Annotated in this window: 28 protein-coding genes; 7 read left to right on the top strand and 21 right to left on the bottom strand. The window is 76.7% G+C overall.

Annotated elements, in window-relative coordinates:
• Nucleotides 1-71 precede the first annotated feature (71 nt).
• Nucleotides 72-806 (top strand): aminoglycoside phosphotransferase family protein, encoded by a 735-nt coding sequence (locus MT994_RS03050; RefSeq protein WP_354805061.1) that lies wholly within the window; start codon nucleotides 72-74, stop codon nucleotides 804-806.
• A gap of 157 nt (nucleotides 807-963) precedes the next feature.
• Nucleotides 964-1,350: a hypothetical protein gene (locus tag MT994_RS03045; protein WP_144723503.1), complete on the top strand. Its 387-nt coding sequence runs from the start codon at nucleotides 964-966 to the stop codon at nucleotides 1,348-1,350.
• 61 nt (nucleotides 1,351-1,411) lie between these two features.
• Here the strand turns inward: MT994_RS03045 and MT994_RS03040 are convergent, their stop codons facing one another.
• Nucleotides 1,412-2,062: a LysE family transporter gene (locus MT994_RS03040; RefSeq protein ID WP_354805098.1), complete on the bottom strand. Its 651-nt coding sequence runs from the start codon at nucleotides 2,060-2,062 to the stop codon at nucleotides 1,412-1,414.
• 71 nt (nucleotides 2,063-2,133) lie between these two features.
• On the opposite strand from MT994_RS03040, the gene MT994_RS03035 reads away from it, so the two are divergent.
• Nucleotides 2,134-3,048, top strand: a complete 915-nt coding sequence (locus MT994_RS03035; protein WP_354805059.1) for a LysR family transcriptional regulator ArgP — start codon at nucleotides 2,134-2,136, stop codon at nucleotides 3,046-3,048.
• A 24-nt stretch (nucleotides 3,049-3,072) separates the two neighbouring features.
• Here MT994_RS03035 and MT994_RS03030 read toward each other — a convergent pair whose 3' ends face one another.
• The 16 genes from MT994_RS03030 to MT994_RS02955 form a co-directional block, all read right to left on the bottom strand.
• Nucleotides 3,073-3,420, bottom strand: a complete 348-nt coding sequence (locus MT994_RS03030; RefSeq protein ID WP_143317101.1) for an STAS domain-containing protein — start codon at nucleotides 3,418-3,420, stop codon at nucleotides 3,073-3,075.
• 45 nt (nucleotides 3,421-3,465) lie between these two features.
• Nucleotides 3,466-3,729 carry a GlsB/YeaQ/YmgE family stress response membrane protein gene (locus tag MT994_RS03025; RefSeq protein WP_009863124.1) on the bottom strand — a complete coding sequence of 88 codons (264 nt, stop codon included), beginning with the start codon at nucleotides 3,727-3,729 and terminating at the stop codon, nucleotides 3,466-3,468.
• Nucleotides 3,730-3,875: 146 nt separating this feature from the next.
• Nucleotides 3,876-5,333 (bottom strand): condensation domain-containing protein, encoded by a 1,458-nt coding sequence (locus tag MT994_RS03020; protein WP_354805057.1) that lies wholly within the window; start codon nucleotides 5,331-5,333, stop codon nucleotides 3,876-3,878.
• Nucleotides 5,330-6,028: a hypothetical protein gene (locus tag MT994_RS03015; protein WP_354805056.1), complete on the bottom strand. Its 699-nt coding sequence runs from the start codon at nucleotides 6,026-6,028 to the stop codon at nucleotides 5,330-5,332. Before MT994_RS03015 ends, MT994_RS03020 begins: the two co-directional genes overlap by 4 nt.
• The gene (locus MT994_RS03010; protein WP_354805055.1) at nucleotides 6,025-6,723 is read right to left on the bottom strand and encodes an HAD-IA family hydrolase; all 699 of its coding nucleotides are present in this window, start codon (nucleotides 6,721-6,723) and stop codon (nucleotides 6,025-6,027) included. Before MT994_RS03010 ends, MT994_RS03015 begins: the two co-directional genes overlap by 4 nt.
• Complete coding sequence (locus tag MT994_RS03005) at nucleotides 6,720-8,777, bottom strand: hypothetical protein (protein WP_354805053.1); 2,058 nt, start codon at nucleotides 8,775-8,777, stop codon at nucleotides 6,720-6,722. Before MT994_RS03005 ends, MT994_RS03010 begins: the two co-directional genes overlap by 4 nt.
• Nucleotides 8,774-10,261 carry an MATE family efflux transporter gene (locus MT994_RS03000; protein ID WP_354805051.1) on the bottom strand — a complete coding sequence of 496 codons (1,488 nt, stop codon included), beginning with the start codon at nucleotides 10,259-10,261 and terminating at the stop codon, nucleotides 8,774-8,776. Before MT994_RS03000 ends, MT994_RS03005 begins: the two co-directional genes overlap by 4 nt.
• The gene (locus tag MT994_RS02995) at nucleotides 10,245-11,468 is read right to left on the bottom strand and encodes an acyl-CoA dehydrogenase family protein (RefSeq protein ID WP_354805050.1); all 1,224 of its coding nucleotides are present in this window, start codon (nucleotides 11,466-11,468) and stop codon (nucleotides 10,245-10,247) included. Before MT994_RS02995 ends, MT994_RS03000 begins: the two co-directional genes overlap by 17 nt.
• Nucleotides 11,465-12,184: an acyl-CoA dehydrogenase family protein gene (locus MT994_RS02990; protein WP_354805049.1), complete on the bottom strand. Its 720-nt coding sequence runs from the start codon at nucleotides 12,182-12,184 to the stop codon at nucleotides 11,465-11,467. Before MT994_RS02990 ends, MT994_RS02995 begins: the two co-directional genes overlap by 4 nt.
• Nucleotides 12,181-13,110 carry a hypothetical protein gene (locus MT994_RS02985; protein WP_354805048.1) on the bottom strand — a complete coding sequence of 310 codons (930 nt, stop codon included), beginning with the start codon at nucleotides 13,108-13,110 and terminating at the stop codon, nucleotides 12,181-12,183. Before MT994_RS02985 ends, MT994_RS02990 begins: the two co-directional genes overlap by 4 nt.
• Before the next feature lie 73 nt (nucleotides 13,111-13,183).
• A complete protein-coding gene (locus tag MT994_RS02980) occupies nucleotides 13,184-13,468 on the bottom strand; it encodes an acyl carrier protein (protein WP_194521618.1) in 285 nt (94 codons plus the stop codon).
• Nucleotides 13,469-13,541: 73 nt separating this feature from the next.
• Nucleotides 13,542-14,861 (bottom strand): type III PLP-dependent enzyme, encoded by a 1,320-nt coding sequence (locus tag MT994_RS02975; protein WP_354805047.1) that lies wholly within the window; start codon nucleotides 14,859-14,861, stop codon nucleotides 13,542-13,544.
• Nucleotides 14,858-16,315, bottom strand: coding sequence for a hypothetical protein (locus MT994_RS02970; protein ID WP_354805045.1), 1,458 nt, complete (start codon nucleotides 16,313-16,315; stop codon nucleotides 14,858-14,860). Before MT994_RS02970 ends, MT994_RS02975 begins: the two co-directional genes overlap by 4 nt.
• A complete protein-coding gene (locus MT994_RS02965; RefSeq protein ID WP_354805044.1) occupies nucleotides 16,312-17,352 on the bottom strand; it encodes a 3-oxoacyl-[acyl-carrier-protein] synthase III C-terminal domain-containing protein in 1,041 nt (346 codons plus the stop codon). The genes MT994_RS02970 and MT994_RS02965 overlap by 4 nt, the downstream gene beginning before the upstream one ends.
• Nucleotides 17,349-17,615: an acyl carrier protein gene (locus tag MT994_RS02960; RefSeq protein ID WP_076406742.1), complete on the bottom strand. Its 267-nt coding sequence runs from the start codon at nucleotides 17,613-17,615 to the stop codon at nucleotides 17,349-17,351. Before MT994_RS02960 ends, MT994_RS02965 begins: the two co-directional genes overlap by 4 nt.
• On the bottom strand, nucleotides 17,612-19,432 hold the full coding sequence (locus MT994_RS02955) for a fatty acyl-AMP ligase (RefSeq protein WP_354805043.1): 1,821 nt from the start codon (nucleotides 19,430-19,432) through the stop codon (nucleotides 17,612-17,614). The genes MT994_RS02960 and MT994_RS02955 overlap by 4 nt, the downstream gene beginning before the upstream one ends.
• Nucleotides 19,433-19,661: 229 nt before the next feature.
• On the opposite strand from MT994_RS02955, the gene MT994_RS02950 reads away from it, so the two are divergent.
• A complete protein-coding gene (locus MT994_RS02950) occupies nucleotides 19,662-20,318 on the top strand; it encodes a LuxR C-terminal-related transcriptional regulator (RefSeq protein ID WP_228485162.1) in 657 nt (218 codons plus the stop codon).
• Here the strand turns inward: MT994_RS02950 and MT994_RS02945 are convergent.
• Nucleotides 20,315-20,734 (bottom strand): VOC family protein, encoded by a 420-nt coding sequence (locus tag MT994_RS02945; RefSeq protein WP_354805041.1) that lies wholly within the window; start codon nucleotides 20,732-20,734, stop codon nucleotides 20,315-20,317. The genes MT994_RS02950 and MT994_RS02945 overlap by 4 nt on opposite strands.
• A 61-nt stretch (nucleotides 20,735-20,795) precedes the next feature.
• Between MT994_RS02945 and MT994_RS02940 the strand changes: the two genes are divergently transcribed.
• Complete coding sequence (locus MT994_RS02940) at nucleotides 20,796-21,425, top strand: putative glycolipid-binding domain-containing protein (protein ID WP_354805039.1); 630 nt, start codon at nucleotides 20,796-20,798, stop codon at nucleotides 21,423-21,425.
• Nucleotides 21,426-21,528: 103 nt separating this feature from the next.
• Here MT994_RS02940 and arfB read toward each other — a convergent pair whose 3' ends face one another.
• Both arfB and MT994_RS02930 read right to left on the bottom strand, forming a co-directional pair.
• On the bottom strand, nucleotides 21,529-21,966 hold the full coding sequence (arfB, locus tag MT994_RS02935; protein ID WP_354805038.1) for an alternative ribosome rescue aminoacyl-tRNA hydrolase ArfB: 438 nt from the start codon (nucleotides 21,964-21,966) through the stop codon (nucleotides 21,529-21,531).
• A 136-nt stretch (nucleotides 21,967-22,102) separates the two neighbouring features.
• Nucleotides 22,103-22,459, bottom strand: a complete 357-nt coding sequence (locus MT994_RS02930) for a DUF1801 domain-containing protein (protein WP_194521610.1) — start codon at nucleotides 22,457-22,459, stop codon at nucleotides 22,103-22,105.
• 147 nt (nucleotides 22,460-22,606) lie between these two features.
• Here MT994_RS02930 and MT994_RS02925 point away from each other — a divergent pair, with 147 nt between their 5' ends.
• On the top strand, nucleotides 22,607-23,230 hold the full coding sequence (locus MT994_RS02925; RefSeq protein WP_074804415.1) for a superoxide dismutase: 624 nt from the start codon (nucleotides 22,607-22,609) through the stop codon (nucleotides 23,228-23,230).
• A gap of 133 nt (nucleotides 23,231-23,363) precedes the next feature.
• Here MT994_RS02925 and MT994_RS02920 read toward each other — a convergent pair whose 3' ends face one another.
• Entirely contained in the window at nucleotides 23,364-24,074 is a 711-nt protein-coding gene (locus MT994_RS02920; RefSeq protein WP_043659817.1) for a metal-dependent transcriptional regulator, read from the bottom strand.
• 105 nt (nucleotides 24,075-24,179) lie between these two features.
• Between MT994_RS02920 and zapE the strand changes: the two genes are divergently transcribed.
• Nucleotides 24,180-25,391, top strand: a complete 1,212-nt coding sequence (gene zapE / locus MT994_RS02915) for a cell division protein ZapE (protein WP_354805037.1) — start codon at nucleotides 24,180-24,182, stop codon at nucleotides 25,389-25,391.
• Nucleotides 25,392-25,454 lie beyond the last annotated feature (63 nt).

The raw sequence follows: 25,454 nt of genomic DNA, 5'->3' as shown, positions 1-25,454 counted from the left end.
GCGCGTGGGGCGTGCTGAGACGGGCCGTTAATCGCTGTTCCACGCTCCGCGCACCGCGCAGGATCGGGGCCATGGACGACACCACGGAGCAGGAGCTCACCGGCGGCACCGTGAACGACGTCGTGCGGCGCGGGGACACCGTGCGGCGCTCGGCGGGCCCGTGGACCCCGACGGTCCAGGCGCTGCTGGCGTGGGTGCGTGCCCAGGGCGTCTCGTTCGTGCCCGCCCCGCTGGGGCTCGACGAGCAGGGCCGCGAGGTGCTCGGCTGGATCCCCGGCGAGACGGGCGGCTGGCCGGTCCCGGACTGGGTGTGGACGGCCGCGGGGCGCGAGCAGGCGGCGAGGATGCTGCGCACGGTGCACGACGCCTCGGTCGGCTTCGCTCCCCCGGGTGCCGTGTGGCGCTCGCCGGTGCGCGAGCCCGCGGAGGTCGTGTGCCTCAACGACGTCGCGCCGTACAACATGGTGCACGACGGCGAGCGGGTGGTCGGGTTCATCGACGTCGACATGGCGGCGCCCGGGCCGCGCGCGTGGGACCTCGCCTACCTGGCCTACCGGATGTGCGGGTGGTGCGAGGACATGCCCGCTCCCGCGGACGCCCGGCCCGAGGAACGGCTCGCGCACCTGCTGGAGGCCTACGGGCCGGACGCGGCGCCGGGGGCCGCCGTCGTGCTCCGCACGATGCGCGAGCGCCTGCTCGACCTCGCGGACTGGACGGAGGAGCGTGCCCGGACGACGGGCCACGACGACCTGCGGGAGCACGCCGCGCTCTACCGGCGGGACGTCGAGCGCCTGCCGCGGGGGTGAGGGGGTGGTTGCCGGTGCCGCACCAGCAGGGGGCAGAGATGCGGCACCGGCTGCCCCTCACGCTAGATGCGAACTGGACAAGCGTCCAGTAGCAGGAGCGGGTGAAGTTGACGAAGGTCCCTTCCGCTGACAGCGCTTTCCGCTGAAGATATGGCCCATGGGGCTGAACTGGGGGAACACCGGACCGGACGTGTACGAGGCGCGCGCGCCCGAGGGCGTCTACCGCATCGTCGCGCGCGGCACGGAGTGGTGCCTCGAGAAGCCGTTCCCGACGCCGGGCCGCATCGGCGGCTTCCCGTCGACCGCCGAGGCCATGGCCTGGGGCGACGACCTCCACCTCGCCGCGAGCGGCCCGCGCGTCCGCACGCCGCAGCCCGCGTGGCCCACCGTGGACGAGTTCGCGCGCGTCGTCGACGTCCAGCCGACGGTGCTGCGCTCGTGGATCGCGGTGCACGCCGGCGGCTCGACGAGCCCTCGGCGCCGCATCGACCCGGCGACCCAGCAGCGCATCCGCACGTTCTACCAGCTCGACCCGACGCCCTGACGCCGCGGCCCCACCGCCCCGTACCCCCGCGTGACCCGCGCGGTGACCTGCTCCCAGCCTCTCAGCCACCCAGCAGCAGGGACACCCCGATCGTCGCCATGACGAGGGCGATCACGCCGTCGAGCACGCGCCACGCCCCGGGCCGGGCGAAGACCGGCGCGAGCAGCCGCGCGCCGAAGCCGAGCGCGGTGAACCAGACGACGCTCGCCACCATCGCCCCGGTGCCGAACAGCCACCGGGCGGTGTCGGCGCCTCCGGCCCCCGCCCCGCCCGCGTGGGCGGCGGCGTAGCCCGCGGCGAGCGACCCGAGCAGCAGGACCGTGTCGAGGTACACGTGCGGGTTGAGCCACGTGAGGGCGAGCGACGTGCCCACGGCCGACCGCGCCGACGTCGCCCCCGCGCCCGACGCCGGGTCGAGCCCTCCGGGGCGCAGCGCCCGCCGGGCGGCGAGCGCCGCGAGCGTCAGGAGGAACGCGGCGCCACCCCAGCGCACGACGGTGAGGAGCACGGGCGCACCCGTCACGAGCGCACCGAGGCCGGCCGTCCCGGCCGCGATGAGCAAGAGGTCCGAGACCGCGCAGACGAGGACGACCGGCAGCACGTGCTCGCGCCGGAGCCCCTGGCGCAGCACGAACGCGTTCTGCGCGCCGATCGCGACGATGAGGGACAGCCCGGCGGCGAAGCCGGCGGCGAGGGGCGCGAGGAAGGACAGCACCCCTCGACGGTAGGGACGCGGCTCGATGAAGTACAGCGACAGATTCTGCAGAACCCTAAGATGTGCTCATGGTTGACCTCCAGCCCGACCAGCTCCGTGCGCTCGAGGCGATCGCCGCGACCGGCACGTTCGACGCCGCGGCGCGCCGGCTCGGCGTCACGCCGTCGGCGGTGAGCCAGCGCATGCGTGCGCTGGAGTCCGCCGTCGGGCAGGTCCTGGTGCGGCGGGGCAAGCCCGCGGAGCTGACCCCGCCCGGGCGGGTGCTCGTGCGGCACGCACGCCACCTCGAGCTCCAGCAGGCGGACGTGCTCGCCGAGCTGGGCATCGGGCGGGACGGGCAGGACGCGGGCGACCCGGGCGCGCTGCCCGAGATCACGCTCGTCGTCTCCGGGGACGCCCTGACGACGTGGGCGCTGCCCGCGCTCGCCGAGGCGGCGCGGTGGGCGCGGCTGGAGGTGCTCCGCGAGGACGAGGAGCACTCGATCGGTCTCCTGCGCGACGGGACGGCGGTCGCCGCGGTCACGTCGGTCGCGGACGCGGTGCCGGGCTGCCGGTCGACCCTCCTGGGCCGGATGCGGTACCGGCCGTGCGCGAGCCCGGCGTTCGTCGAGCGCTGGTTCCCCGACGGCCCGACGACGGCCGCGCTGTCCCGGGCGCCCGTCCTCGCGTTCGACCGCAAGGACGACCTCCAGGAGCGCTACCTGCGGCTGCGGGCGCAGGAGGCGGGCACCGCGCTCGACCCGCCACGCCACTACGTCCCGGCGTCGCACGAGTTCCGCCGGGCCGTCGAGCTCGGCATGGCGTGGGCGATGCTGCCCGACCTGCAGAGCGCCCGGGCCGAGCGGGCCGGGCGCCTCGTCGGCTTCGACGACGAGCGGGCGGTGGAGGTGCCGCAGCACTGGCAGCAGTGGCGGCTGCACTCCGCCTCGCTCGACCGGCTCGCGACGGCGGTCGCACGCGCGGCGCGCGACGCGCTGGGATAGCACGTCGCGCGCCGCGGGCGTCGGTCAGACGGCCAGCGCACCGGCCGGTTCGTCGGGCGGGGGCACCTCGTCGGGGCCGACGATCTCGACGAGGTCGAGGGCGTGGCTGAACTCCAGGATCTCGAGCACCTGCGGCGGGACGCCGAGGAGCCGCGGTCGTGACTCCTCGGTCACCTTCATGAGGAGCAGGTGCAGCCCCGACGAGTCCATGAACGTCACGGCCGAGAGGTCGACCGTCTTGGGTCGGCCGTCGATCGTGGCGGCGAGCCGTGCCTTGACGGCGTGGGTGACCGCGAAGTCGATCTGGCCCCACATCACCCAGCGACGGCCGCCGTCCTCGACGCGGACTCCCCCGGTGCCAGTGCTCCCCACGACGCTCCCGTCCCCGACGTCACCGACGGTGCGCCGTCCGCACGGTCAGCCCCGGTTGTTCCGGGTGACCGCACCGTACACGCCGAGGGTGATGAGCGAACCCAGGATGGCGAGGAGCCAGGTACGGAAGTCGCCCAGGTCGCCCAGCGAGGTCCCGAAGAACACCGAGCCGAGCCACCCACCGAGCAGAGCGCCCAGGATGCCCAGCAGGATGGTGATGATCACCGAACCGGTCTGCTTGCCCGGCAGGACGGCACGGGCGATGAGACCGGCCACGAGGCCGAGGACGATGTACGCGATCCAACCCATGAGTACTCCTCCGATACGTCGGTTTCCCTGCGGACGTGAACACTCCCAGGCTCCGGCACTCCTCGCACGCGCTGGCGCCGTCTCACCCGCAGCCCGTTGCGGACGTCACACCGCCCGACGCGCGGGCGCGGCCCTCGCTGACCCGGTCAGGGGGCGCGGGGGGCGACAGGCCGAGGGGCGCGTCGAGGCGACGACGGGGTCGGGGCCCGGGACGCCGCCAGGACCGTGCGCTCGACGTCCCGCACCACGGACTCCGCGGTCGCGTCGTCGAGGCGCGCCGCGTCCGCCGTGAGCACGACGTCGACGCCGCCGTCCGGCGCGTCCACGAGGTGCAGCGTGAGCGTGACGCCGCCCTGCTCGTCGGACGCGTCGGCGCGAGCCAGCCGCCGCGACCGCGTGGGTCGTGCGCGCAGCGTCCGGTCGGGCCCGGTGCCGCGCCGGTCGTTGTACCAGCAGGTCCCGTCGTGCGCGGTCGTCGGGTCGGCGGCGGCCTCCCGCCGGAGCAGGTCCTTGTCGTAGTACGCCGAGCGGTACGCCGTCATCGCGGCCCGCCACACGCGTGGCCCGACCTCCTCGAACGGGGCGTCGAGGCCGTCGACGTGGAGCAGCCCCTCCATCGCCGTCGTCACGACGGCGTCCGCGAGCGCCGGCCGGAACCGGTTGCTCACCATGACCTGGAGCGCGAGGTCGTCGCGGCCCGCGGCGGCGGACAGCGCCCGGCACGACGCCGCGAGCAGCACCCCGGACGTGCTCGTGCGCCACCGAGCGGCCACGCGTTCCGCGGCGGGCCCGAGGCGGAGCGAGCGCAGGACGGTCTGCCGGTACCGCGGCCGCGCGGTGGCCACCGCCTCGCCCGCGCCCCCGGCCTCCTCGCCTACGCCTCCTGTGCCCCTGCGGACGGTGCTGCCGCGGTCGGCGTCCCCGCCGTCCGGGCCCTCGGCGTCGGCGCTTCCTCGCGGGAAGACGACGACGGGCGCCGCCCGCATCGTGCGCAGGGTGCGGGCTCGGGCGGCGGCGTCGTGCCGGCGACCGTCGTGCGACGTCTGCCAGGCCGCCTCGTCGAGCGGCGTCCACGCGACCCGCTCCGGCGGGGCGCTCCCCGCGGCGAGGGCCGTGAGGTCCGCGTCGAGCACGGGCAGGCCCCAGCCGTCGAGGGCCGTGTGCGCGACGACGAGCACCGTGTGGTGCACCGCGCCGTCGACGGTCACGAGACCGGCGCGCACGGGCAGGTCCGTCGTGTAGTCGAACCTGCGGCTCCAGAGCTCGTGGCGCATCCGTGCGCCGCGCACGGCGACGGCGGCGAGGTCGTCGACCCGCTCCTCGACCACCTCGACCGTCCCGGCGCCGCAGAGCTCCTGGGCGAAGCCGTCGCCCCGCGCGTGGATCCGCGTCCGCAGGGAGTCGTGGCGCTCGACGAGCGCCCGCACCACCTCGAGCGCTGCGGTGGTGGGCAGCGGACGGTCGAGGGGACCGCCCCACACGAGGTTGAACTGGTGGTCCTGCGGCGCGAGCGCCGCGAGGGCCCGCCGGATGGCGGTCTGCCCCCACGTGGCGGGCCCCTCGCCCGCGCTCCCGCGGACCTCGACCCGGTGCACGACCCTCATCGGGCCCCCTCCCCTGCGGCGACCGGTCGCTGCACGCGGACCGGGCGGTCGCGCTGCTCCCCCGGCCACGTCCGGACGCGGCACACGTGCGGGCGCGCGCCCGGCGTCGCGCACGCGGCGACGGCTCCGTCCGGGGCCGGCACGTCGGACACCCACCACTCCTGCCCGCGCCACGCGCCGTCGTCGGCCCGCACGACCCCGGGGGTGGTGACGTCGAGCCCGAGCAGGTCGAGCAGGCGCCCGCCGACCGCCTTGGCGCACGCCTCCAGGCGCGCGAGGCGACGCCAGTCGTCGGCGGCTCCCGCGGTCCCGGCCGCGGGGGCGAGGTAGCGCGCCGCGACGCGGGCGACGTCCACGCGGGGGTCGCGCACCTGCACGTCGACGCCCACGTCGTCGGCGGCGAGCGCGACGAGCGCGTGCCCCCCGCTCCGGCTGAGGTTCCACCGCTGCCCGACGACGGGCCCCGGCTTCCCGTGCGGCCCCACCTCCCACCCGACGTCCGTGGGCGCCAGGCCCGCGCGCCGCGCGAGGATGACGCGGGCGGCGACGTGGGCGTGCACGTACCGGGAGGCGTCGGCGGTGACCGCGAACCGCCGGGACCGCGCCCGTTCCGCCGCGCCCAGCAGGGTGTCGCCGCCGAGCACGGGGACCGTCGTGTCGACGTACCAGGCCTCGACGTCGAGGACTCCGCTCATGCCACGACCTCCAGGCTCGCGACGCGCAGGGGGCGGTCGGCCCGTACGAGGACCTCCAGCCCGCCGCGCAGGGGTCGTGCCGCCACCGGCCGCAGGTCCGGCACGCGGTGGTGCGCCCCCGGCACGGGCTCGGGCCCGACGGCGAGCACGGCCGCCGTCGCCTCGCGCCCCGCCGCGACGCCCGCCGCCGAGTCCTCGAGCACGAGGCACCGCCGCGGGTCGACGCCGAGCAGCCGGGCCCCGGCGCGGAAGCCCTCGGGGTCGGGCTTCCCGCGCGTCACGTCCTCCGAGCACACGAGGCGCCCCGGCACCGGCAGCCCCGCCGCGGTGAGGCGCGCGAGAGCGACCTCGCGCGCCGCCGACGTCACGACGGTCCACGTGCGCGGGTCCAGACCGGCGAGCAGCTCGGCCGCGCCCGGCACGGCGACGACGCCCTCGGTGTCGTCGCACGAGAGGCGGTGCAGCCACGCGGCCTCGCGCGCGACGTCGGCACCCGGCGCGACGAGGCGGACGACCTCGACGTCGCGCCGCCCGTGCGACGCGGCGACGACGGCCGCGCCGTCGAGCCCGAGGCGGGCGGCCCACGCGAGCGTGTGGCGCTCGATCGCGGCGGACGAGTCGACGAGCGTGCCGTCGAGGTCGAGCAGCAGCGCGTCGCCGCGCCACCGCCACACCCCCGCCGGGCCGCCGCTCACAGCAGCTCCGCCGCGCGCGCGGACCGCGCCGCGGCGTACCGATCGGCGTACGCCTGCGCGGCGCCCGTCGCGTGCTGGAGGCCGAGCGGCGCGCGGCTCGGGCGGCCGAGCGGCTCGCCCACCCCGCGGGCCACGACGGGCAGGCCGGCCGCCTCGTCCGCGAGCGCCGCGAGGAGGTCGGCGGCGTCGAGCCGCTCCTCACCCGCGGCCGACGCCCGGCGTGCCGCCCACAGCCCGCGCGAGACGTGCCGTCCGCCCGGCACGAGGCCGAGGAACCCGCGCACCTCCAGCCGCTCGCACGCGAGGACCTCCACCGTCGCGCGGGCGTCCGGGGTCCGTCCGTCGCCGTGCACGGGGTCGGGGCCGCCAGGCGCCGGGCGAGGGCAGCCCGTCCCGTCGCCCGCAGGGGACGCGGTGTCGTCCGACCCGACGGCGGTCGCCGCTACGCCGTGCTCGTCCACGACGCCGTGCTCGTCCACGACGTCCTGTTCGTCCGCCACGAGGTGCTCGGCCGCGCCGTCGAGGTCGCCGTCCGCGGCGAGGTCGGCGACGGCGTCCGCGGCCTGCGCGCCGCACGACGCGCAGTCGTGCACGACGACCCGCACCGGCACCGCCGGACCGGCCGCGCGGCAGACGACGGCCGCGTCCCGCTCGGCCAGGAGCCGCACCGCGTCGAGCGCGGCCGGGTCGAGCCGGTCGTCGCGAGCGGCCAGGTCGGAACTGTCGTCGCGAGCGGCCGGATCGAGCCGGTCGTCGCCAGCGGTCGGGCCACGACGGTCGTCGCGTGCGGCCGGGTCGGGCCGGTCTCCGCGCGCGCCGGGGCCGGGCCGGGCGGGCCCGGCAGGAGACGCGCCGTCCGCCGTGGCGTCCCGCGCCGTGGCCGCCCAGGCCGCGCCCGCGGCGAGCGCGTCGAGACCGAACGCGACGAGCTCGTCGACGCGGTCCTCGGGGCGGTCGGCGGGGAGCAGCCCCGCGAGCACCCACGTCCGCACCGCGGCCGCCCGGTGCGCCGTCGCCCCGGGGCTGGCAGGCGGTGGCCAGGCGGTCCGCGCGACGTCGGACCCGAGCAGCCAGCACGCCGCGCCGAGCTCGACGAGCGCGGCGGGCGCGACGCCCCCCAGCCGCGGGCAGACCCCTGCGGCGAGCGCCGTGACGTCGTGCGCGACCGCCGCCGGGTGGACGCCGAGCCACCCCGACCAGGCGTCCCAGGCCCACCCGAACGGGTGCTCGAGCGGCTCGCCCGCGGCGGGGCGCAGCACGCGCAGCGTGCAGCGCGACCGTTCGAGCGTGACGGCGACCGACCGCAGGGTCGCCGGGACGCGCGCCGGCGTCCGCTCCGGACAAGGACGGTCCCACGCGTCCGGGTCGACGACGTCGTCCGCCGGGACGGTGGCGTGCCGGGCGCCGTGCGCGTCGTTGCCCGCGAGGCTGGGGCCGTCGCCGTGCTCCAGCAGGTGCGGGAGCGTCGCGACGACCGGGTACCGCTCGCGCGCGCAGAACGTCACGACGGCCTCGTCGTCGTCGCGCGCGTCGTCGGGCAGGGTCGCGAGGTGCGCGGCGAGCCGTCGGGCGCCGTCGGCGGGGAGCACGAGGCCGAGCGTCGGCACCCACTCGTCGTGACCGAGCGGCGCCCAGGCCTGGCCCGCCGCCGCGGCGGCGCGCACGAGGTAGGCGTTGCGCGGGCTGTTCCAGTTCGAGTACAGCGCGACGGCGTGCCGCGGCCGGGCCCGCACCGCGCGCCGGACGAGCTCCGCGAAGCCCGCGACGGGCGTGACGTCGTCCTGGAGCACGAGGTGGTGCGTCGCACCGGGCGCGACGGCGGCCCAGGCGCGCTTCGCGGTGCGCAGCGGGCTGGGCGGACCGTCCGGGTCGGGGTCCTCCACGACGCGGACGTCCAGCGGCGCGCACGCGCGCACGAGGGCGGACACGTCGCCCCGCGCCGGGTGGTGCATGACGACGACGCTCAGCACCAGGTCGCGGACCTCGCCCCGCGCCGCGGTCACCGGTCCCGGCCCCGGCTCCCCGGCGCGCACGACCACCGGTCCGGCCGTCACGACGTGACCTGCCGCGCCCGGCCGCCGCCCGCGCGTCGTCGCACGAGACGCACCGCGACGGGGAGCAGGACGGCCAGCCCGACGACGTTCGCCACCGCGATCGTCGCGTACAGCGCGGTCGGCCCGCCGCCCGCCCGGGCGAGCGCCCCGCCGACCCCGAGCGACACCGCGTGGTACAGCACGTTGAGCGTCACCGCCACGCGCCCGTACCCGAGCTGCTCCAGCAGCGTCACGAGGTACAGCACGAGGCCGACCCCCGCGTACGACGGCCCGACGACCCGCAGGTACAGCGCCGCCTGCGCGGCGACCTCCGGGTCGGCGGAGAGCTGCCCTGCGAGCACGGGCGCCGCCGCGAGGACGAGGGCGCCCACGACGACGTACGTCCCCGCGACCACGACCGTCCCGGCGCGGAACGTGCGCGGGAGGAGGCCGAGCGCACCTGCGCCCCACTGCTGGTTCATGACGATGCTCACCGCGGCCGCGAGGCCGATGGCCGGCACGACGACGAGCGTCTGGACCGTCGCGGCGCCGCCGAACCCGGCGACGACGTCGGTCCCCGACGGCCCGAGCACCCACACCATGACGAGGTTCGTCACGGTGAGCAGGAGGTAGGACAGACCGACCGGCAGGCCGACGCCGAGGAGGAGCACGCGCACGTCGACGCCCCGACCGTCCGCCGCACCCGGTCGCGCGGCGCCGCGCGTCGGACGTCCTGGGCTCGGTAGGAGGCCCGCCCGCACGAGGAGGGCCCACGCGACGCCCGCGCCCACGAGGGTCGACCCGGCGATCGCGACCGGGACGGCGAGGACGCCGAACCCGCCGACCAGCCCGACGAGCCACACGACGAGCACCTGGAGCCCCGCGACGAGCAGCGCCACGGTCGCCGACGCGCCCGTGCGACCCCAGCCGCGCAGCGCGGCGGCCGCCACCGCCGTCGGCACGGACAGGACGCTCGCGAGCACCGTCCAGCGCGCGAACGCCACGAACTCCGCGACGAGCGGGCCCGGCACGGAGAGCACGGTCGCGAGCGCCGGGGCGGCGAGGACGACGAGGAGCGCCACGGCGCCGAGCACCGCACCGCCCGCGGCGACGAACCGCCCCAGGAGCGCCGTCGTCGCGGACGCCGGTACGTCGTCCCGGCCGCGCGCGCCGCGCAGGCGCGCGAACCCGACCTGCGTCGAGACGTCGAGACCCTCCTGGACGGCGAGGACGAGGAACGTCACCGGGATGAACAGCGAGCGCACGTACAGGGCGTCGTCGCCCATGTGCCCGAGGAGCGCCGCGACGACGAGCTGCGCGAGCGCCCCGACGACGAGCGCGGCGCAGATCGGGCCCGCGAGCCGCAGGACGCGTCGGCGCAGCTCCGCGACCGACGGCGCCGACGCGCCCGGCAGCCCCGACCCGCCCGGCGGCGCGGCGTCAGGATCGGGCCCGGGGACGGGCAGGGCCGGTGCCGTTCCTGCCTCCCTAGACGAGCTCGACATGCCGTGCCCTGCCCTGCAGCCAGCCCTGGGCGAGCGTGAGCCGCTGGACGGTCCGCGTGCCCTCCATCATCTCCAGGCCGGGCACGTCGCGGACGAGCTTGTCGAGGTACGGGTGCTCCCACCGCGCGCCGGGGCCGAGCAGCGCGGGCACCGCGCGCGTGACCTCCTCCGCGAGGTCCAGCGCCGTGGCCTTCGCCGCCGCGGGCAGCGTCCCGTCCGCCGGGTCGGCGTCGGCGCCGCGCGCCGCCTGGAGCACGAGGGCCCGGGCCGCGTGGAGACGGTCGTCGAACGTCTCGAGCAGCAGGCGCTCGTCGGCCAGGAACGACGACCGCGCGGCCCGCACGTAGTCGAGGGCCGCCTGCGTGACACCCACGGCGAGCGCCGCGACGACGGGCCGCAGCCGGTTGAACGTGCGGACCGCCCCGAGGAGGCCACGGCGCGACGGCGAGAGGTGCCGGCCCAGGGTGTCCTCCGGGCGGAGCGGCACGTCGCGGAGCCGGACCTCGCCGAGCTGCACGGCCCGCATGCCCGTCGTCACGAGCGGCGCGGCGTCGAAGCCCGGGCGCGCGGTGTCGACGAGGTAGACCCCGACCCCGAGCGGGCCGGGTCGGTGCCGCGCGAACACGACGCCGAGGCTCGCCCGGGCGACGTTGCCGACGTACTTCTTGTGGCCGCGCAGAACGGCGCCCGGGCTCCCGTCGTCCGCAGCTGCACCGCCCTCGGTCGCGCCATCCGCCGTCGCGCCGCCCGTGGGCACGCCTCCCGCGACCACCGCGGTCTCGAGCGCGGCGGCGTCCGAGCCGCGGTCGGGCTCGGTGAGCCCGAAGAACGTCCAGGTGCGCGGCTGCGCGACGTGCCGGTAGAAGCGGTCGCGCTGCTCGTCGTCCGCGAGGTCGTCCACGACGACCCCGGACATCGACGGCCCCGGCGCCCCGACGACGACGGACGCGTCGCCCCACGCGAGCGTCTCCGCGACGACGGCGCGCTCGACGCACGTCCGCACGAGCACGGGCACGCCCCGCACGCGCAGCGGGTCGTCGAGATAACCGGGCGGGAAGCCGCCGAGCTGCCGGTACGGCAGCACGCCGGCGTCGAGGAGCGCGTGCAGCGCGCCCGGGTCCGCGTCGACCGCGAGCGCGCGCTCGCGGAGCGCGACGGCCACGGGGCGCAGGTGGTCCCGCAGCGCGACGAGGTCGACGGTGGTCATGCGTCCTGCCCTTCCCCGCCGCGGGTCGCCCCGGTCGGCAGCGTGCCGCTCGCGTGGCCGAGCAGGTCGATCGTGCGGGCCAGCCGGGCCGCGTCGCCGTCGACGAACCCGGAGGCGCCGAACAGGTTGTGGACGGTGCGCGACGTGCGGTCGAGCACCGCGGTGACGCGCGCGAGCGTCGTGGCGGGCACCGGTCGGTCGTCCGCCCGCTCCCCGGGTTCCGCGGTCACGCGCGCCAGCAGCGCTTGCGCCTCCAGGTGCGCGAGCGCGGCGTCCGCGAGGACGAGGCGGACCGGCGGCAGGTTCACCGTCGCCGTGCCGCCGACGCTCCGGCCGCGCAGCCGGTCGACCGCACGGTCGGCCAGCCGTTCGCACAGGCCCGTCCGCGCCCACGCCACCCCCACGCGCCACGCGGCGTCCGCGGCACGGTCGCGCCGGTCGTCCACCGGCCCGGACGCCGCCGCGCGCCAGGCGAGCAGCGGGCCCGCGTCCGACAGCACCTCGCCCAGCAGCGCCGACCCGGGCGGCGGGGCGACGTCGTCGGGAAGCAGGACGCACTCCCCCGGCAGCACCGCGACAGGCAGCACCGCGGCGAGCGCGACGAGCGCCGCGACCGCGCCCTGCTCGCGCGCGACGTCGCGCACCCCGGGGACCCCGGTCGCCACGACGTCGGCACCCACCGCGCCCGCGTCCAGCGAGACGACCCCCGCGCTCATGCGAGCACCGCCTCGCGAGCGCGGCCGTCGGCCTCCGGGGCCGTCGCGGCCGACCGCGGACCGAGGGCGAGCGAGCAGCGGTAGCCGAGCTCGACGCACCGCTCGTGCAGCACGACGGGCGCGGCCGGGGCGTCGTCGTCCGCGAGCACCTCCCAGACGCCCGTCGCCGCGGCCCCGGGGTCGGCGCGCCGCACGACGTCGCCGTCGAGCAGGGGCACGTCGGCCGGGTCCACGTCGACACCGAGGACGACGCGCCGGACGTCCGGGCCCGCCCCGCTGGGAACATCGGACGAACCCGCCGGCGCGGTGGGGCCCGCGGGGCGCGGACCCCGCGGGGCGCGCGCGACCACCAGGTCCTCGACGGGCCGCCCCGCGCCGTCGCGCGCGACGACGAGCGCCACCACGCGGTCCCGCGCCGGGACGCGCGTCTCCGTGGGCGGGAGCGTGCACTGCTCGAGGACGAGCACGACGGCCGTCCCTGCGCGCCCGGCATCGCCCGGCCCGCCGACCGGCCCGCCTCCCGGTCCGCCGCGCGACCCGACAACGGGCCCGCCGTCGGCGAGCAGCTCGCCCGCGAGGCGCAGCGCGGTGAACGGGCCCGCGAGCCCCTGCTCCGTGACGCAGAAGGTAGACGGGCCGCCGTCGAACAGGTCCGCGACGAACCCGCCGAGGAGCCGTTCGTGCTGGAGGTCGGGAGTCGTCACGACGAGCACGACGAGGCGCACGTCGTCGAGCAGCCCACGCCCGTCGAGCGCCGCGCGCGCCGCGCGGATCATCGTCGGGTAGTCGCGGCCCGGCCCGTCCTCGAGCCAGTCCGTCGGCCGGTCCTCGCCGTAGACGTACCGCAGGTCCTCCGCGACCGACCGCCGCGTCCCGTCCCCGACGGGCACGAGGTCGTCGACCGGCACGTCCACGACGGCCCGCACCCGCAGCGCGTCGTCGCGCGGACCCGACGCCGGCGAGGCTCCGGGCCCCGCACCGCTGCCCCCGAGCGGCACGTCAGTTCCGGGTCGAGTGCTCGACGACGAAGTCCGTCAGCGAGCCGACCGTCTCGAGGTGGTGCTGCTCGAGCGACTCCGGGTCGACCTCCATGTCGAGGGAGTCCTCGAGGGCCATGAGCAGGCCGAGGACGCTCGTGGAGTCGAGGTCGAGGTCGTCGAACAGGCGCGTCGTCGAGGTCACGTCGGGCAGCGGTCGTCCGAGGACGCTCGACAGGGCCTCGACGACGGCCCCGACGACGCGCTCGCGGCCGAGGGCCTCCTGCGGCTCGGTGCTGGTGCTCACGATGGTTCCTCCGGGTGGTGGGTCGGCGCCCGCGGGGCGGGCGGTGGCTGGACGACGGCGGACGGGCGGTGGTTCAGGGGACGGCGCCGACGGCGACGGGCTCGACCCGCGCACCGAGGTCGTGAAAGACCTGGCGCGCGAGGAGGTCGTCGGGCGTGTCCGCGTGCCGGACGAGGAACGTCTCGTCGCCCAGCGTGAGCACCTCGGCCGGGTACCCGTGGCTGAGGAAGTGCACCGGCGACGCCGTCGCGCCGTACGCGCCGGAGCGGTCCACCGCGACGAGGTCGCCCGGCGCGAGGTCGGCCGGGAGCGGCACGGCCTTGCCGATCGTGTCGTTGGGGGTGCACAGCGGGCCCGTCACGTTCCACGCGACGTCCTCGGCGGTCGAGGCGGGTCCCACGCGGCGCATCGGGAAGTTGCGCTTGACGAACGACCCGATGCCGACGGCCGCCATGTGGTGGTTCGTGCCCCCGTCGGCCACCGCGAACCGCTCGCCCATCGACTCCTTGACGTACCGCACGCGCGCGACGTACGTGCCGCACAGCGCCACGAGGTAGCGGCCGAGCTCCATGACGAGGTCGGTCCGGGGGTGGCGCTGCACGAACGCCTCGACGACGGGGTTGAGCGCCGCGGTGAGGACCTCGACGTCGAGGTCGCGCTCGCGCTCGAAGTACGCGACGCCCAGGCCGCCGCCGACGTCGACGAGCTCCAGCGGGAACCGCAGGCGCTCCGCGAGCCGTTCGGCGAGATCGAAGATCCGCGTCGTGTTCTCGACGATCGTGCCCTCGTCGAGGATCCGCGTCCCCATGTACACCTGGACGCCCACGACGCGGGCTGCGGTGAGGCCGTAGCACAGGTCGGGCGCGTCGAGGAGCTGTTGCTCGTCGATGCCGAACTGGCGCGGCTTGCCGCCCATGGTGAGCCCGGAGCCCTTGACCGAGAACGACGGGTTGACGCGCAGCACGACGCGCGCGGGCCGTCCCACCGCCTGCGCGAGCTCGTCCACGAGCGCGAGCTCGGGGAGCGACTCGACGATGATCGCGCGCACGCCCGTGTTGAGGCACGAGACGAGCTCGTCCCGGCTCTTGCCGGGGCCGAGGAACAGGACGTCCTGCGGCGCGACGCCCGCGGCGAGCGCGGTGCGCAGCTCCGCGAGGGACGACACCTCGGCGTTCGCGCCGAGCGCGTGCAGCAGCCCGCAGACGCTGACGTTCGGGTTCGCCTTGAGCGAGTAGAAGATCCCCAGCGCGGGGTGCAGCCGCTCGCGCAGCGCCCGGTAGTTCGCGGCGAGCACGTCGCCGTCGTACACGTACACGGGGGTCCCGTACCGCTCCGCGACCGCGGCGAGGTCCGCGCTCCCGGGCGTCGTCAGCCGGGTCGGGGTCGTGGTCATCGGGCGTCTCCTTCGGTGGGGCGGCCGGTGGGCCGCGAGGCCAGCCGCTCCGTCACGGCGCGGTCGAGGCGGGTCAGGGTGTCCTCGTCGGGCGCGACGAGGAGGCCGTGGAGCCGGCCCGCGAACGTCGTGCCCGGCGTCGGCCCGGACGCGCCCGACGCCCCCGCGTTGACCGTGCCGGTCCCCTGGACCACGAGGCCCGCCTCGCCGGGGGCGCCGGGCAGCAGGTCGCCGAGCAGGTCGTGGAGCGCCGCGAACGGGAGCGGCGCGTCGAGCACCAGGGGGTACTGGCGCGCGAGCGCGACCCACCCGTCGGGCTGGAACCGTTCCTGGAGCGGGACGGTGTACGTCGACATGTTGCTGCGCGCGTTGATCTCGAGGACGGGCAGGAGCCGGCCGTCGGTGCGCACGAGCGCGTCGACCCCGACGAGGCCGTGGAAGCCGTCGGCCGCGAGCCGCGCGCCCAGGCGGCCCGACAGCTCGGCCAGCGCGTCGACCTGGTCCGCGGGCAGGCGCGACGGGATGCGGTGGCCCTTGTGGACGCCGCCCTCCGTGATCGCCTCCTTGACGAAGTCGAACGCGACCGAGCCGTCCCGCGCGACCGTGAAGTGGTAGTTAAGGTCCGTCGCCTTGTCGGCCCAGACCTCCACCACGACGGCGAGGCGGTCGTCGCCCGAGCGCGCGGCCCGGCGCGCGACCATGCGCACGAGCTGGTCGAGCCGGCGCGGGTCGTCGACGACGAGGATCCCCTTCCCGGAGACGCCGTACGCGTCCTTGACGCCGACGGTCGCGCCGTCCGCGACGAGCCGCGCAGCCTCGACGCACGCACGCTCGAAGTCCTCGACGGTGCGGCACGCCCAGCCGCGCGCCTGCTCCACGCCCAGCTCGTCGCACAGCCCGCGGCTGTAGACCTTGCTGTTGACGGTCTTGGTCGTCGCCGCGTCGGGGAGCACCGAGCGCAGGCCCGTCGCCGTCGCGAGGTCCTCCTCGGCCGACGACGTCCCGTGCGCGAGGAGCCGCACGCCGTCCGCCGCGAGCTCCCCCAGGCGCGCGAGCAGCGCGGGCGAGTCGAGCGCGTCGAGCGTCACCGTGCGCAGCGGGTCGCTCGACCCGGCGACGTGCACCGTGGGGAGCCCGACGCCGAGCGCGTCCAGGTGCGCGACGTGGTCGGGGTCCGGCTCGGCCTTGAGCACGACGTGGTCGCGCGGGCCCGCGAGGAGCAGCGCGAGCTCGTCCATGCGGTGGACGAGCGCCGCCGTCGCCGACGCGCCGCCGACGGCGGGCAGGCCGACCTCTCCGGCCGCCCACGCGTCCTCGACCTCGACGTTCCCCAGCAGCACGAGCGGCGCGTCGGGCGCGCCCGCGAGCGCGCGCTTCGTCCGCGCGAGGAACGGCTCGCGGCCGGCCGCCGTGGTGGTCTGCGGGGCGGTCCCCGTCACCTGCTCGACCGTCATGCCTGCTCCTTCGTGTCGTGGGCCGCGGCGCCGTCGGAGCCCTCGGAGACCCCGGAGACCCTGAATCCCTCCGAGGCCTCGTGGCGCAGGACCATGGCGGAGAACGTGGCGCCCAGCCCGACGGCGACCATGAGGAACGGGTCGCCGGGCCGCAGCCGGCCCTCGGCGCGCGCGGCCGCGTAGCCGATGAACGAGTCCGCCCCGAAGCAGTGCCCGGTCACCGGGACGTCGTCCAGCCGGACGCGCGCGAGCGGGAGGCCGAGGCGCGTGCACAGCCGCCGCCAGGACACGCGGTTGACGTTGTGCGGCAGGACGAGCGCGAGGTCGTCCAGCGTGAGGCCCGCGCGCTCGACGGCCTCCAGCACGACCTCGGCGAGCACCTCGGTGTACGCGACGCCGAACGGGCCCGCGAGGTCCTCGGGGAGCGGCACCTGGTGGTACTCGCCCAGCGTGCGGGTCGCGTAGGCGAGCACGGGGCTGCCCGACGCGGGCCCGTCGGCGGACGAGCCTGCCGGGCCTGACGCCGCGACGAGGCACGCCGCCGTGCCCTCGCCCATGATCGTCGTGCCCTCGATGAGCCGGGAGCCCGGGCTGAACGCCTTCTCCCCCGTGAGCACGAGGGCGAGCGCGTCCGGGTCGCCGTCCGACGCGAGGAGGCGCCCCGCCAGGTCGACCGCGAGCAGCGCCGATGCGCACGCGTGCTGGGTGAGCGTCCACACGACCGCGTGGTCCAGGCCGAGGCGCGTCGCGGCGTCGTGCAGGGGGTTCACCCCGACCGGGGCGACCGTCGCGATGGTCCGCGCCCCCAGCACGTACCGGACGCGGTGCTCGTTGCCCGCGAGCCCGGGCACGGCGCGCGCCGCGGCGACGAGCAGGTCGGTGAGGGTCTGCCCCGGCGCCGTGCACACCTCGCGCAGCCCGAAGAACCGCTCGAACACGCCGAGCTCGAGGTGGTCGAGGCCGAGCTCGTCGGCGAGGTCGCGGATCGGCACGCGCGTCGCGGGCACGTGCGCGCCGACGTCGACGAGGGTCGTCATGCCGCCGTCCCGGGGACGTCGACGACGCTGCGCAGGTGCGTCGCGAGCGCGCGGGGCGTCGGGTTGTCGACGACGGCCTCCGGGTCGAGGTCGACGCCGAGGGCGTCCTCCAGGTCGCCGAGCAGCGCCAGCACCTGGACCGAGCCGAGGCCGAGCCCGGCCAGGTCGGCCCCCGCGTCCACGTCGGCGGGGGCGACGCCGAGCGCGGTGGCGACGTGGCGCAGCACGAGGTCGTCGAAGGCGTCGGGTCGGGGTGCGGTCATGGTCGGCTCCCTGCGAGCTCGGGGTGCGCGCGGTCGCGGGCCGCGCGCAGGGAGTGGAGCGCGGCCAGGTCGCCCCGGCCGTGCAGGTCGCGCGCCCGGCCGCGCTGGATCTTGCCGCTCGTGGTCCGCGGCACCTGGCCGGGACGCACGAGGACGACGTCGTGCACCGCGGCGCCCGAGACCGTCGCGAGGTGGGCCGCCATCTGCCGGACGACGGCGTCCAGCTCCTCCTCGGCGCTCGCCGTCCCGCCCGCCCGGGCGCCCGGCGTGGGGCGGAACTCCTGGACCGCGCACAGCGTGCCCGGTCGGCCCTCCGCCTCGAACACCGCACCCGGGCGGCCCTCGGCCCCGGGGTGCAGGCGGCGCAGCTCGCGCTCCAGGTCGTACGGGTAGAGGTTGCGGCCCGCGACGATGAGGAGCTCCTTGATGCGGCCCGTGACGACGAGCTGGCCGCCGTGCAGGGCCCCCAGGTCGCCGGTCCGCAGCCACGGGCCCGTGCCGTCCGCGGCGACGGCGCCGAAGATCTCCGCCGTCGCGGTCGCCGCCGCGTCGCCCCAGTACCCGGCCGCGACGCTGCCGCCGCGCAGCCAGACCTCGCCGACCGCGCCGTCCGGCACGGTGCCGCCCTCGCCGTCCACGACCCGCAGCTCCACCCCGCTCGGCACGCCGCAGCACACCAGGCGCGCGCCCGGCCCCTCGACCGTCGCGGCGTCGGGGAGGGCGGACAGATAGGAAGCCTCCTCCGTCACGACCAGGCGGCCGTCGGCGAGCGCCGTCTCGTCGGCCGTGACGACGAGCGGGAGGCGCCTGTCGGGGTACGTGGCCGTCAGCGTCGCCTCCGCGAGGCCGTACCCCGGGCCGTGCGCGGACCCGCGGAAGCCCACGGGCTCGAACCGGCGCGTGAACGCGTCGAGGACGGCCGGGTCGACCGGCTCGGCGCCGCCGAGCGCCCAGCGCAGGCGGGACAGGTCGAGCTCGGCGAGCTGGTCGTCGCGCACGCGCCGCGCGCACTGGTCGTAGCCGAAGTTCGGCGACGCCGTGACGGTCGCCCCCGTCTCGGTGATGGCGGAGAGCCAGCGGACGGGGCGCTTGAGGAACGACGTCGAGGGCACGACGACCGCCGTCGCCCCGAGGCCGAGCGGCACGAGCAGCATCCCGACGAGGCCGAAGTCGTGGTACCCCGGGAGCCAGCTGCAGAAGACGTCGTCCGGGACGAGGCCGAGCGTCGTGGTGAAGGCGTCGTGGTGGTGCAGCACGTTCGCGTGCGTGACCACGACGCCCTTGGGGCTGCTCGTGGACCCGGAGGTGTACTGGAGGAACGCGACGTCCTGCGGGCCCGGGCGGTCCCGCCGCGCCGGGCCGTCCGTCGCGCCGTCGACCACGGTGACGGCGACGGGACTGCCGTCGGCGCGCCGCAGCGGCACGGCCCACTCCGTCGTCTCGATCGCGGCGGTCGGGTCGACGAGCACGACGGCGGCGTCGCAGTCCGCGAGCATGCCGCGCACGCGCTCGCGCTGGTACGCCTGCCCGCCCGGGAGGGGGGACGGGACGGGCACCAGCCCGGCGGAGAAGCACGCGAGGAGCCCGACGACGAACGACGCGGTGGCCGAGTAGAGCACCAGCGCGCGGTCGCCGGGCTCGTGCCGGGCGGCGAGGCGGGCCGCGAGCGCCGCCGCCTGCGCGTCGAGCTCGGCGTAGGTGAGCGTGCGCCGCTCTCCCACCTCCGGCACGACGACGACCGCGGGGTGGTCCGGGCGCTCGCGCACGTGGTCGCGGACGAGGTCCACGAGAGTCCGGTCGTCCGGCTGCACGCCCACGTCGCCCCCTGCTCGCCGGCGCCGGGACCGTCCCGACGCACGCGGACGCCAGGAAGCACACGCCCCACCCCGGCGGTCCGGGGGAAGCCTCGCAGCGGTTGCTCGCGGTGTAAACAAATTCACGTGGCCGGAAGAGGACAAATGCCTTCTCTCGACCGCAACCCGTCACATCGGTCCGCACCGCGGGACGGCCCGGGACCGTTGCCGGGGTCGACTACAGTCACACGGCGTGACCTCGACGGAGCGGGACCCGGTCCTCGGGGCCCGCCGTTCCGCGCGGGCCCTCGCGCTGCGCCGCGCGCACGACGTGCTCGTCCTCGACGACGGCAGCGAGGCCTGCCCGGAGCCCCTGTGGCTCCGGGTCCACGAGCGCGCCCGCCACGCCGCACGCCTCCGCGTCGTGATGCTCGGTGCGGGTCGCGACGAGGGCACGGACGGCACGCCCGCGCAGGACGGCGGCCCCGGTCGTGCGGCGGGTCGGCCCGGTGACGCGAGCGGTGGCGCCCCCGCGGTCGAGCGACGGGTCGCGACCTCCCTCCCGGTGTCGCTCGTCGCCCTCGACGACACCGTCGTGCTCGTGGCGCGCCCCGGGCGCACGCGCGCCGTGACCGACCGCGACGCCGTCGCCGCGCTCCGCGCCCTCGCCGAGTCCGAGTGGGACCGCGCACGGCCCGACGGCGACGCGCTCGCCCCGAGCGAGGACACGCTGCTGCGGCTGCTCGCCGAGGGCAAGACCGACACCGCCGTCGCCGTCCGGCTCGGCGTCTCGCCCCGCACCGTGCGCCGCCACGCCGCCGGCCTCATGGGACGGCTCGGCGCCACCAGCCGGTTCGAGGCCGGCGTCCGGGCCGCGCAGCGCGGCTGGATCCGGATGACCGACCGCTAGCGCGCCGCGTCCGCCGCGACCTGGGCGTCGCTGCGCAGGATGCAGAACTCGTTGCCCTCCGGGTCGGCGAGGACGACCCAGCCGCCGCCGTCGGGCGTGCGGCGGTCGGCGACCTGGGTCGCGCCGAGCGCGAGCAGGCGCTCGACCTCCTCCTCGCGCGACCCGTCGGTGGGCCGCAGGTCGAGGTGGACGCGGTTCTTCAGCTGCTTGTCGTCGGGCACCTCGACGAACAGGACGTGCCCCCGGCTCTCGGCGGGCGTCGTCGCGCCGGCCGGCGGGACGATCATGCACTCCTCGTGGCCGGGGAGGTTCGGGTCGCCGGGCACGTCGGTGTACCCGAGCACCTGGGCCCAGAAGACGGACTGCGCGTAGGCGTCCCGCGCGTCGAACGTGGTGTGGGAGATACGAGAGGTCATGGCGCGACCCTGCCACGCGCTCGCCGCGCGGGCACCGGCTTTTCGGCCCACACTGACCGGCGTGAGCCCACGGACGAGGCACGTCGCATGGACCGGCTGGGACGACGACCCCGACCGCCTCGAGGCGGCGACGGTCACCGTCCGCGGCGACCGCCTGGCCGCGCTCGGCACGTCGCGCGCCACCACCTACGCGACGGCGTGGGCGCTGCGCACCGGGCCGGGCTGGGCCACGGAGCACCTCGACGTGTCGGTGCGGGGCCTCGGGTGGTCGCGGCACCTCGACCTCGTCCGGATGCCCGACGGCGCGTGGCGGGCCGACGTGCGCGAGGTGGGGACGCCGCCGTCGGGCCTGGCCGCGCCCGGGGTGCAGGACCCGGCCACGCTCGACGGGGCGCTGGACTGCGACATCGCGCTCTGCCCGGTGACGAACACGATGCCGATCCTGCGGCTCGGGCTGCTCGGGGACGACCCGCCGGCGCACGAGACGCACCTCGTGATGGCCTGGGTCGAGATGCCGTCGCTGCGCGTCCTGCGCAGCGACCAGGTCTACGCGGCGCGCGAGCCGCTCGACCCCGCGACCGGGCAGGGCGTCGTCAGGTACACGAGCGCGACGCGGGACTTCACGGCCGACCTCACCGTCGACGCCGACGGTCTCGTCGTGGACTACCCGGAGCTCGCGCGCCGCCTCTGACCCCGCCGACCACGAGGTTGCCCGTCGCTCTCGCGTCGAGAACGACAGGAGGCCCGTGCTCGACCGTGCGCAGGGTCGTGGTCGGTGAGGCGTGCCAGCACGGTCAGTCCTGCGGCGGGCGGCGCAGGCGCTTGACGTCCGTCCGCCGCTTCTTGGCGGCGATCCGCCGCTCGACGGACCCGCGCGTGGGCCGCGTCGCCCGCCGCGACGGCCCGGGAGGCGCGACGGCCGCGGCCAGCAGCGCGGCGAGCCGGGTGCGTGCGGCCTCGCGGTTGCGCCGCTGCTCCCGGTGCTCGGACGCCGCGACCGTGACGACGCCCCCGACGACGCGGCGACCCAGCCGGTCGAGCAGGCGCGCGCGCTGGGCCTCGGTGAGGACCGCCGACCGGGCGACGTCCCACGACAGCTCGACGCGCGAGTCCGTGGTGTTGACGCCCTGCCCGCCGGGGCCGGACGAGCGCGAGAACCGCCACGACAGCTCCGCCTCGGGGACGACCAGGGTGGTCGTCACGCGCAGGCCGGGGCGGACGTCGTCGGGCATCCGTCCATGGTGCCCGACGACGGCCGCCCGCCCCAGCGGATTGACCCCCGCACCGAGCGCACGCGGGCCGAGCACAGTCCGCCAGCCAGCACCCGGCCGACCTCGCTCGCAGGTCCTGTGCTCGACGGCGCGCGGCTCAGCGGTCGAGCTGCGCGTCGATCTCCGCGACGCGGGTCGCGACGAGGTCGCGCACGACGTCGTCCGGCAGCGGGTGGTCCCGGGAGAACCGAACGGTCCCCTTCGCGTGCGAGAACCCGTCGAGCCGCGGCTCGACGGCCGCTACCGCCGCAGGGCTGAACGGATAGACGGCGAGGTGCTTCGCGGACGCCATGGCGCTGAGCAGCGCCTTGCCGCGGTAGAGCAGTGCAGGCATGCCGTAGCTCGTCCCCTCGGTGGCGGCCGGTGCGACGTCCCGCGCGATCTCGACCACGCGCGCGAGCGCCACGCGGTCCGGCTCGTCGGCACCGGCGAGGTAGTCCGAGACGGTCCCCATCCGACCATGGTTGCGCACGCCGAACGAGGCCGCTCGACGGGCGGGACGACCCGTCCGACCTGCAAGATCACAGCGCGCCCTCCTTGACCTCAACCGTGGTCGAGGTCCTAGCGTGGCTGCATACCGACGGAAGGAACCTGAGGAACCATGCCTGTCTACACTCTCCCCGAGCTGTCCTACGACTACGGTGCGCTCGAGCCGCACATCTCCGGGCGGATCATGGAGCTGCACCACTCCAAGCACCACCAGGCCTACGTCACCGGCGCGAACACCGCCCTGGAGAAGCTCGCCGAGGCCCGCGAGTCCGGCGACTTCGCCGCGATCAACCTCCACGAGAAGAACCTCGCGTTCAACCTCGGCGGCCACGTCAACCACTCCGCCTTCTGGACCAACCTCTCCCCCGAGGGCGGCGGCGAGCCCACCGGCGAGATCGGTGCCGCGATCGACGAGCACTTCGGCTCCTTCGACGCCTTCAAGAAGCAGTTCGCCGCCGTCGCCGCCGGCGTCCAGGGCTCCGGCTGGGCCATCCTCGCCTGGGACTCCATCGGCCAGAAGCTCATCACCGTCCAGCTCTACGACCAGCAGGGCAACCTCACCCTCGGCCTGACCCCCATCGTCCTGCTCGACGTCTGGGAGCACGCCTACTACCTCGACTACCAGAACGTGCGCGCCGACTACGTCACCGCCTGGTGGAACCTCGTCAACTGGTCCGACGCCGAGGCCCGCCTCCAGCGCGCCAAGACCCAGACCGCCGGGCTCATCGTCCCCTGACGACCCCGCCGCACGACACCCGGTCGGCGAGCACGACCCCGCTCCCCCACCACAACGAGGTTGGTCCCGCTATCCGGTGGATAGCGGGACCAACCTCGTTCTCGGCGGCCGCCTCGGGCCACGACCCCGTCAGTCAGTCCGCGGTCACGAAGAGGTGGCGCGTGACGTCGTCGGGCAGGTCGAGGACGGTCAGGGCGCCCTCGCCCGAGGCGGTGACGACGCCGTCACCCACCGTGACCACGAGGGTCCGGTGCGGGAGCACACCGGCCTCGGCGAACCGCGCGAGCAGCTCGACGTCGACCTGGATCGGCTCGGCGATGCGCTGGAGCACGACGCGCACCTCCGTGCCCGGCACCGCGCCGCGCGCGACGAGGTGCGCGCGCAGGGACACGACGCCCTGGAGGTAGCCGACCTCGGGCAGGTCCTCGCCGAGCTCGCGCAGGCCGGGGATGGGGTTGCCGTACGGGTCGTGCGCCGGGTGGTCGAGGAGCCCGACGAGGCGCCGCTCGACGAGGTCGCTCATCACGTGCTCCCAGCGGCAGGCCTCGGTGTGGACGTGCTCCCAGTCGAGCTTGATGACGTCGGTGAGCAGGCGCTCGGCGAGGCGGTGCTTGCGCATGACGCGCACCGCCGTCTGCTGGCCGAGGGCCGTGAGCTCGAGCTGGCGGTCGCCCCCGACGACGACGAGGCCGTCGCGCTCCATGCGCGCCACGGTCTGCGAGACCGTCGGCCCCGAGTGCCCGAGGCGCTCGGCGATCCGCGCGCGCAGCGGGGGGATCCCCTCCTCCTGCAGCTCGTAGATCGACTTCAGGTACATCTCGGTGGTGTCGATCAGGTCGGTCACTCGGCCTCCCGCGGCAGGTACGACGCACTCTTCTCTGGAACGGTTCCAGTCTAGCGCTTTCGCCACCGACTCCGACCGGCGGGCCGCCGCGCCTAGGGTGTCCCCGTGACCCGCCCCCGCGCCGACCGCGTCCGCCGCGCGGTCGAGGCGGCCGCCGCCCGCGACGGCATCGTGCTCGACGCCGGCCAGCGCGACCTCCTCGGCCGGCTCGCGCGGCTCGGTGACGACGTCGCCCGGGCCCGACGACGTCCCGTCCGCGGGCTGTACGTCTGGGGGCCGGTCGGGCGGGGCAAGTCCTGGCTCGCCACGGCGTTCGTCGACGCCGTCACGCCGGGGCTCCCCGCGGGTGCCGTGCGCCGCACGCACGTCTACGACCTCTTCCGCGACCTCCACGCGGCCATCCACGCGCGCCGGGAGGTCGCCCGCGCGGAGCCGCGCGCCGCCGTCGGGCACGGGGGCCCGACGCGCGGGTGGCGCACCCGGGCGCCGCAGGTCCCGGAACCCCCGGCGCCAGAACCCCCGGGGCCGGAGGTGCGGCCCGAGGACCGCCCGAGCGCGGTCGACGACGCGATCGACGACCTCCTGCGCGGCACGACGCTGCTCCTCCTCGACGAGCTCCACCTGCACGACACGGGCGACGCGACGCTCCTCACGCGGCTCCTGCGCCGCGCGTTCGCGGCGGGCGTCGTCGTGCTCGCGACGTCCAACTACGAGCCTGGCACGCTGCTGCCGAACCCGCTGTGGCACCACGTCGCCGAGCCCGGGATCGCGCTCCTGCGCGCGCACCTCGACGTCGTCGAGCTCGCCGGGCCCACGGACTACCGGACGCTGGGCGGGCGCGGTCGCGCCGGGTTCGCCGCGGGCGCGTGGCTCCGCCCCGGCACGACGGCGCAGCTCGAGGCCCGCGGCCTGCGCCGCCCGGGCGCGGACGAGGCGACGGCGGTGCGCACCGGGTCGCGCACGTTCCCCGTGACGGCGGCGCGCGCGGACGAGCTGTGGGTGACGTTCGACGACCTCGCGGGCCGGCCGACGTCGACCCTGGAGTACCTCGACTGGTCCGTGCGCTTCCGCCGGTGGGTCGTCACCGACGTCCCCCTGCTCACCGCCGTCGACCGCGAGGCCCAGCAGCGGTTCGTCGCGGTCGTCGACGTGCTGGTCGACGCGGACGTCGAGCTCGTCGTCACGTCGCCCCATGCGCTCGGCACCTTCCGCACCGCGCTCCCCGACCGCCCGGACGCGTTCCGCACCGCGAGCCGGCTCCAGCTCCTCACCGAGGATGCGGGCGGCGTCCCGGCGGACGACGTCCCGCACGCCTGACCGGCGCGTCCCAGGGCTCGCGTGCGGGGGTGTCGTGGGCGACGGTTACGATCGGCCGCAACC

The organism is Cellulosimicrobium sp. MI9406 (genome assembly GCF_040595865.1).
GTDB classification, from domain to species: Bacteria; Actinomycetota; Actinomycetes; order Actinomycetales; family Cellulomonadaceae; genus Cellulosimicrobium; species Cellulosimicrobium funkei.
The sequence above is the reverse complement of the archived record's forward strand: the minus strand, read 5'-3'. Positions and strand labels throughout refer to the sequence as shown.

Coding starts and splice junctions, on each gene's coding strand:
- MT994_RS03050 (WP_354805061.1), top strand. CDS start 72: ATGGACGACACCACGGAGCAGGAGCTCACCGGCGGCACCGTGAACGAC.
- MT994_RS03045 (WP_144723503.1), top strand. CDS start 964: ATGGGGCTGAACTGGGGGAACACCGGACCGGACGTGTACGAGGCGCGC.
- MT994_RS03035 (WP_354805059.1), top strand. CDS start 2,134: ATGGTTGACCTCCAGCCCGACCAGCTCCGTGCGCTCGAGGCGATCGCC.
- MT994_RS03025 (WP_009863124.1), bottom strand. CDS start 3,729: ATGGGTTGGATCGCGTACATCGTCCTCGGCCTCGTGGCCGGTCTCATC.
- MT994_RS03020 (WP_354805057.1), bottom strand. CDS start 5,333: ATGAGGGTCGTGCACCGGGTCGAGGTCCGCGGGAGCGCGGGCGAGGGG.
- MT994_RS03015 (WP_354805056.1), bottom strand. CDS start 6,028: ATGAGCGGAGTCCTCGACGTCGAGGCCTGGTACGTCGACACGACGGTC.
- MT994_RS03000 (WP_354805051.1), bottom strand. CDS start 10,261: ATGTCGAGCTCGTCTAGGGAGGCAGGAACGGCACCGGCCCTGCCCGTC.
- MT994_RS02995 (WP_354805050.1), bottom strand. CDS start 11,468: ATGACCACCGTCGACCTCGTCGCGCTGCGGGACCACCTGCGCCCCGTG.
- MT994_RS02990 (WP_354805049.1), bottom strand. CDS start 12,184: ATGAGCGCGGGGGTCGTCTCGCTGGACGCGGGCGCGGTGGGTGCCGAC.
- MT994_RS02975 (WP_354805047.1), bottom strand. CDS start 14,861: ATGACCACGACCCCGACCCGGCTGACGACGCCCGGGAGCGCGGACCTC.
- MT994_RS02970 (WP_354805045.1), bottom strand. CDS start 16,315: ATGACGGTCGAGCAGGTGACGGGGACCGCCCCGCAGACCACCACGGCG.
- MT994_RS02965 (WP_354805044.1), bottom strand. CDS start 17,352: ATGACGACCCTCGTCGACGTCGGCGCGCACGTGCCCGCGACGCGCGTG.
- MT994_RS02960 (WP_076406742.1), bottom strand. CDS start 17,615: ATGACCGCACCCCGACCCGACGCCTTCGACGACCTCGTGCTGCGCCAC.
- MT994_RS02945 (WP_354805041.1), bottom strand. CDS start 20,734: ATGACCTCTCGTATCTCCCACACCACGTTCGACGCGCGGGACGCCTAC.
- arfB (WP_354805038.1), bottom strand. CDS start 21,966: ATGCCCGACGACGTCCGCCCCGGCCTGCGCGTGACGACCACCCTGGTC.
- MT994_RS02930 (WP_194521610.1), bottom strand. CDS start 22,459: ATGGGGACCGTCTCGGACTACCTCGCCGGTGCCGACGAGCCGGACCGC.
- MT994_RS02925 (WP_074804415.1), top strand. CDS start 22,607: ATGCCTGTCTACACTCTCCCCGAGCTGTCCTACGACTACGGTGCGCTC.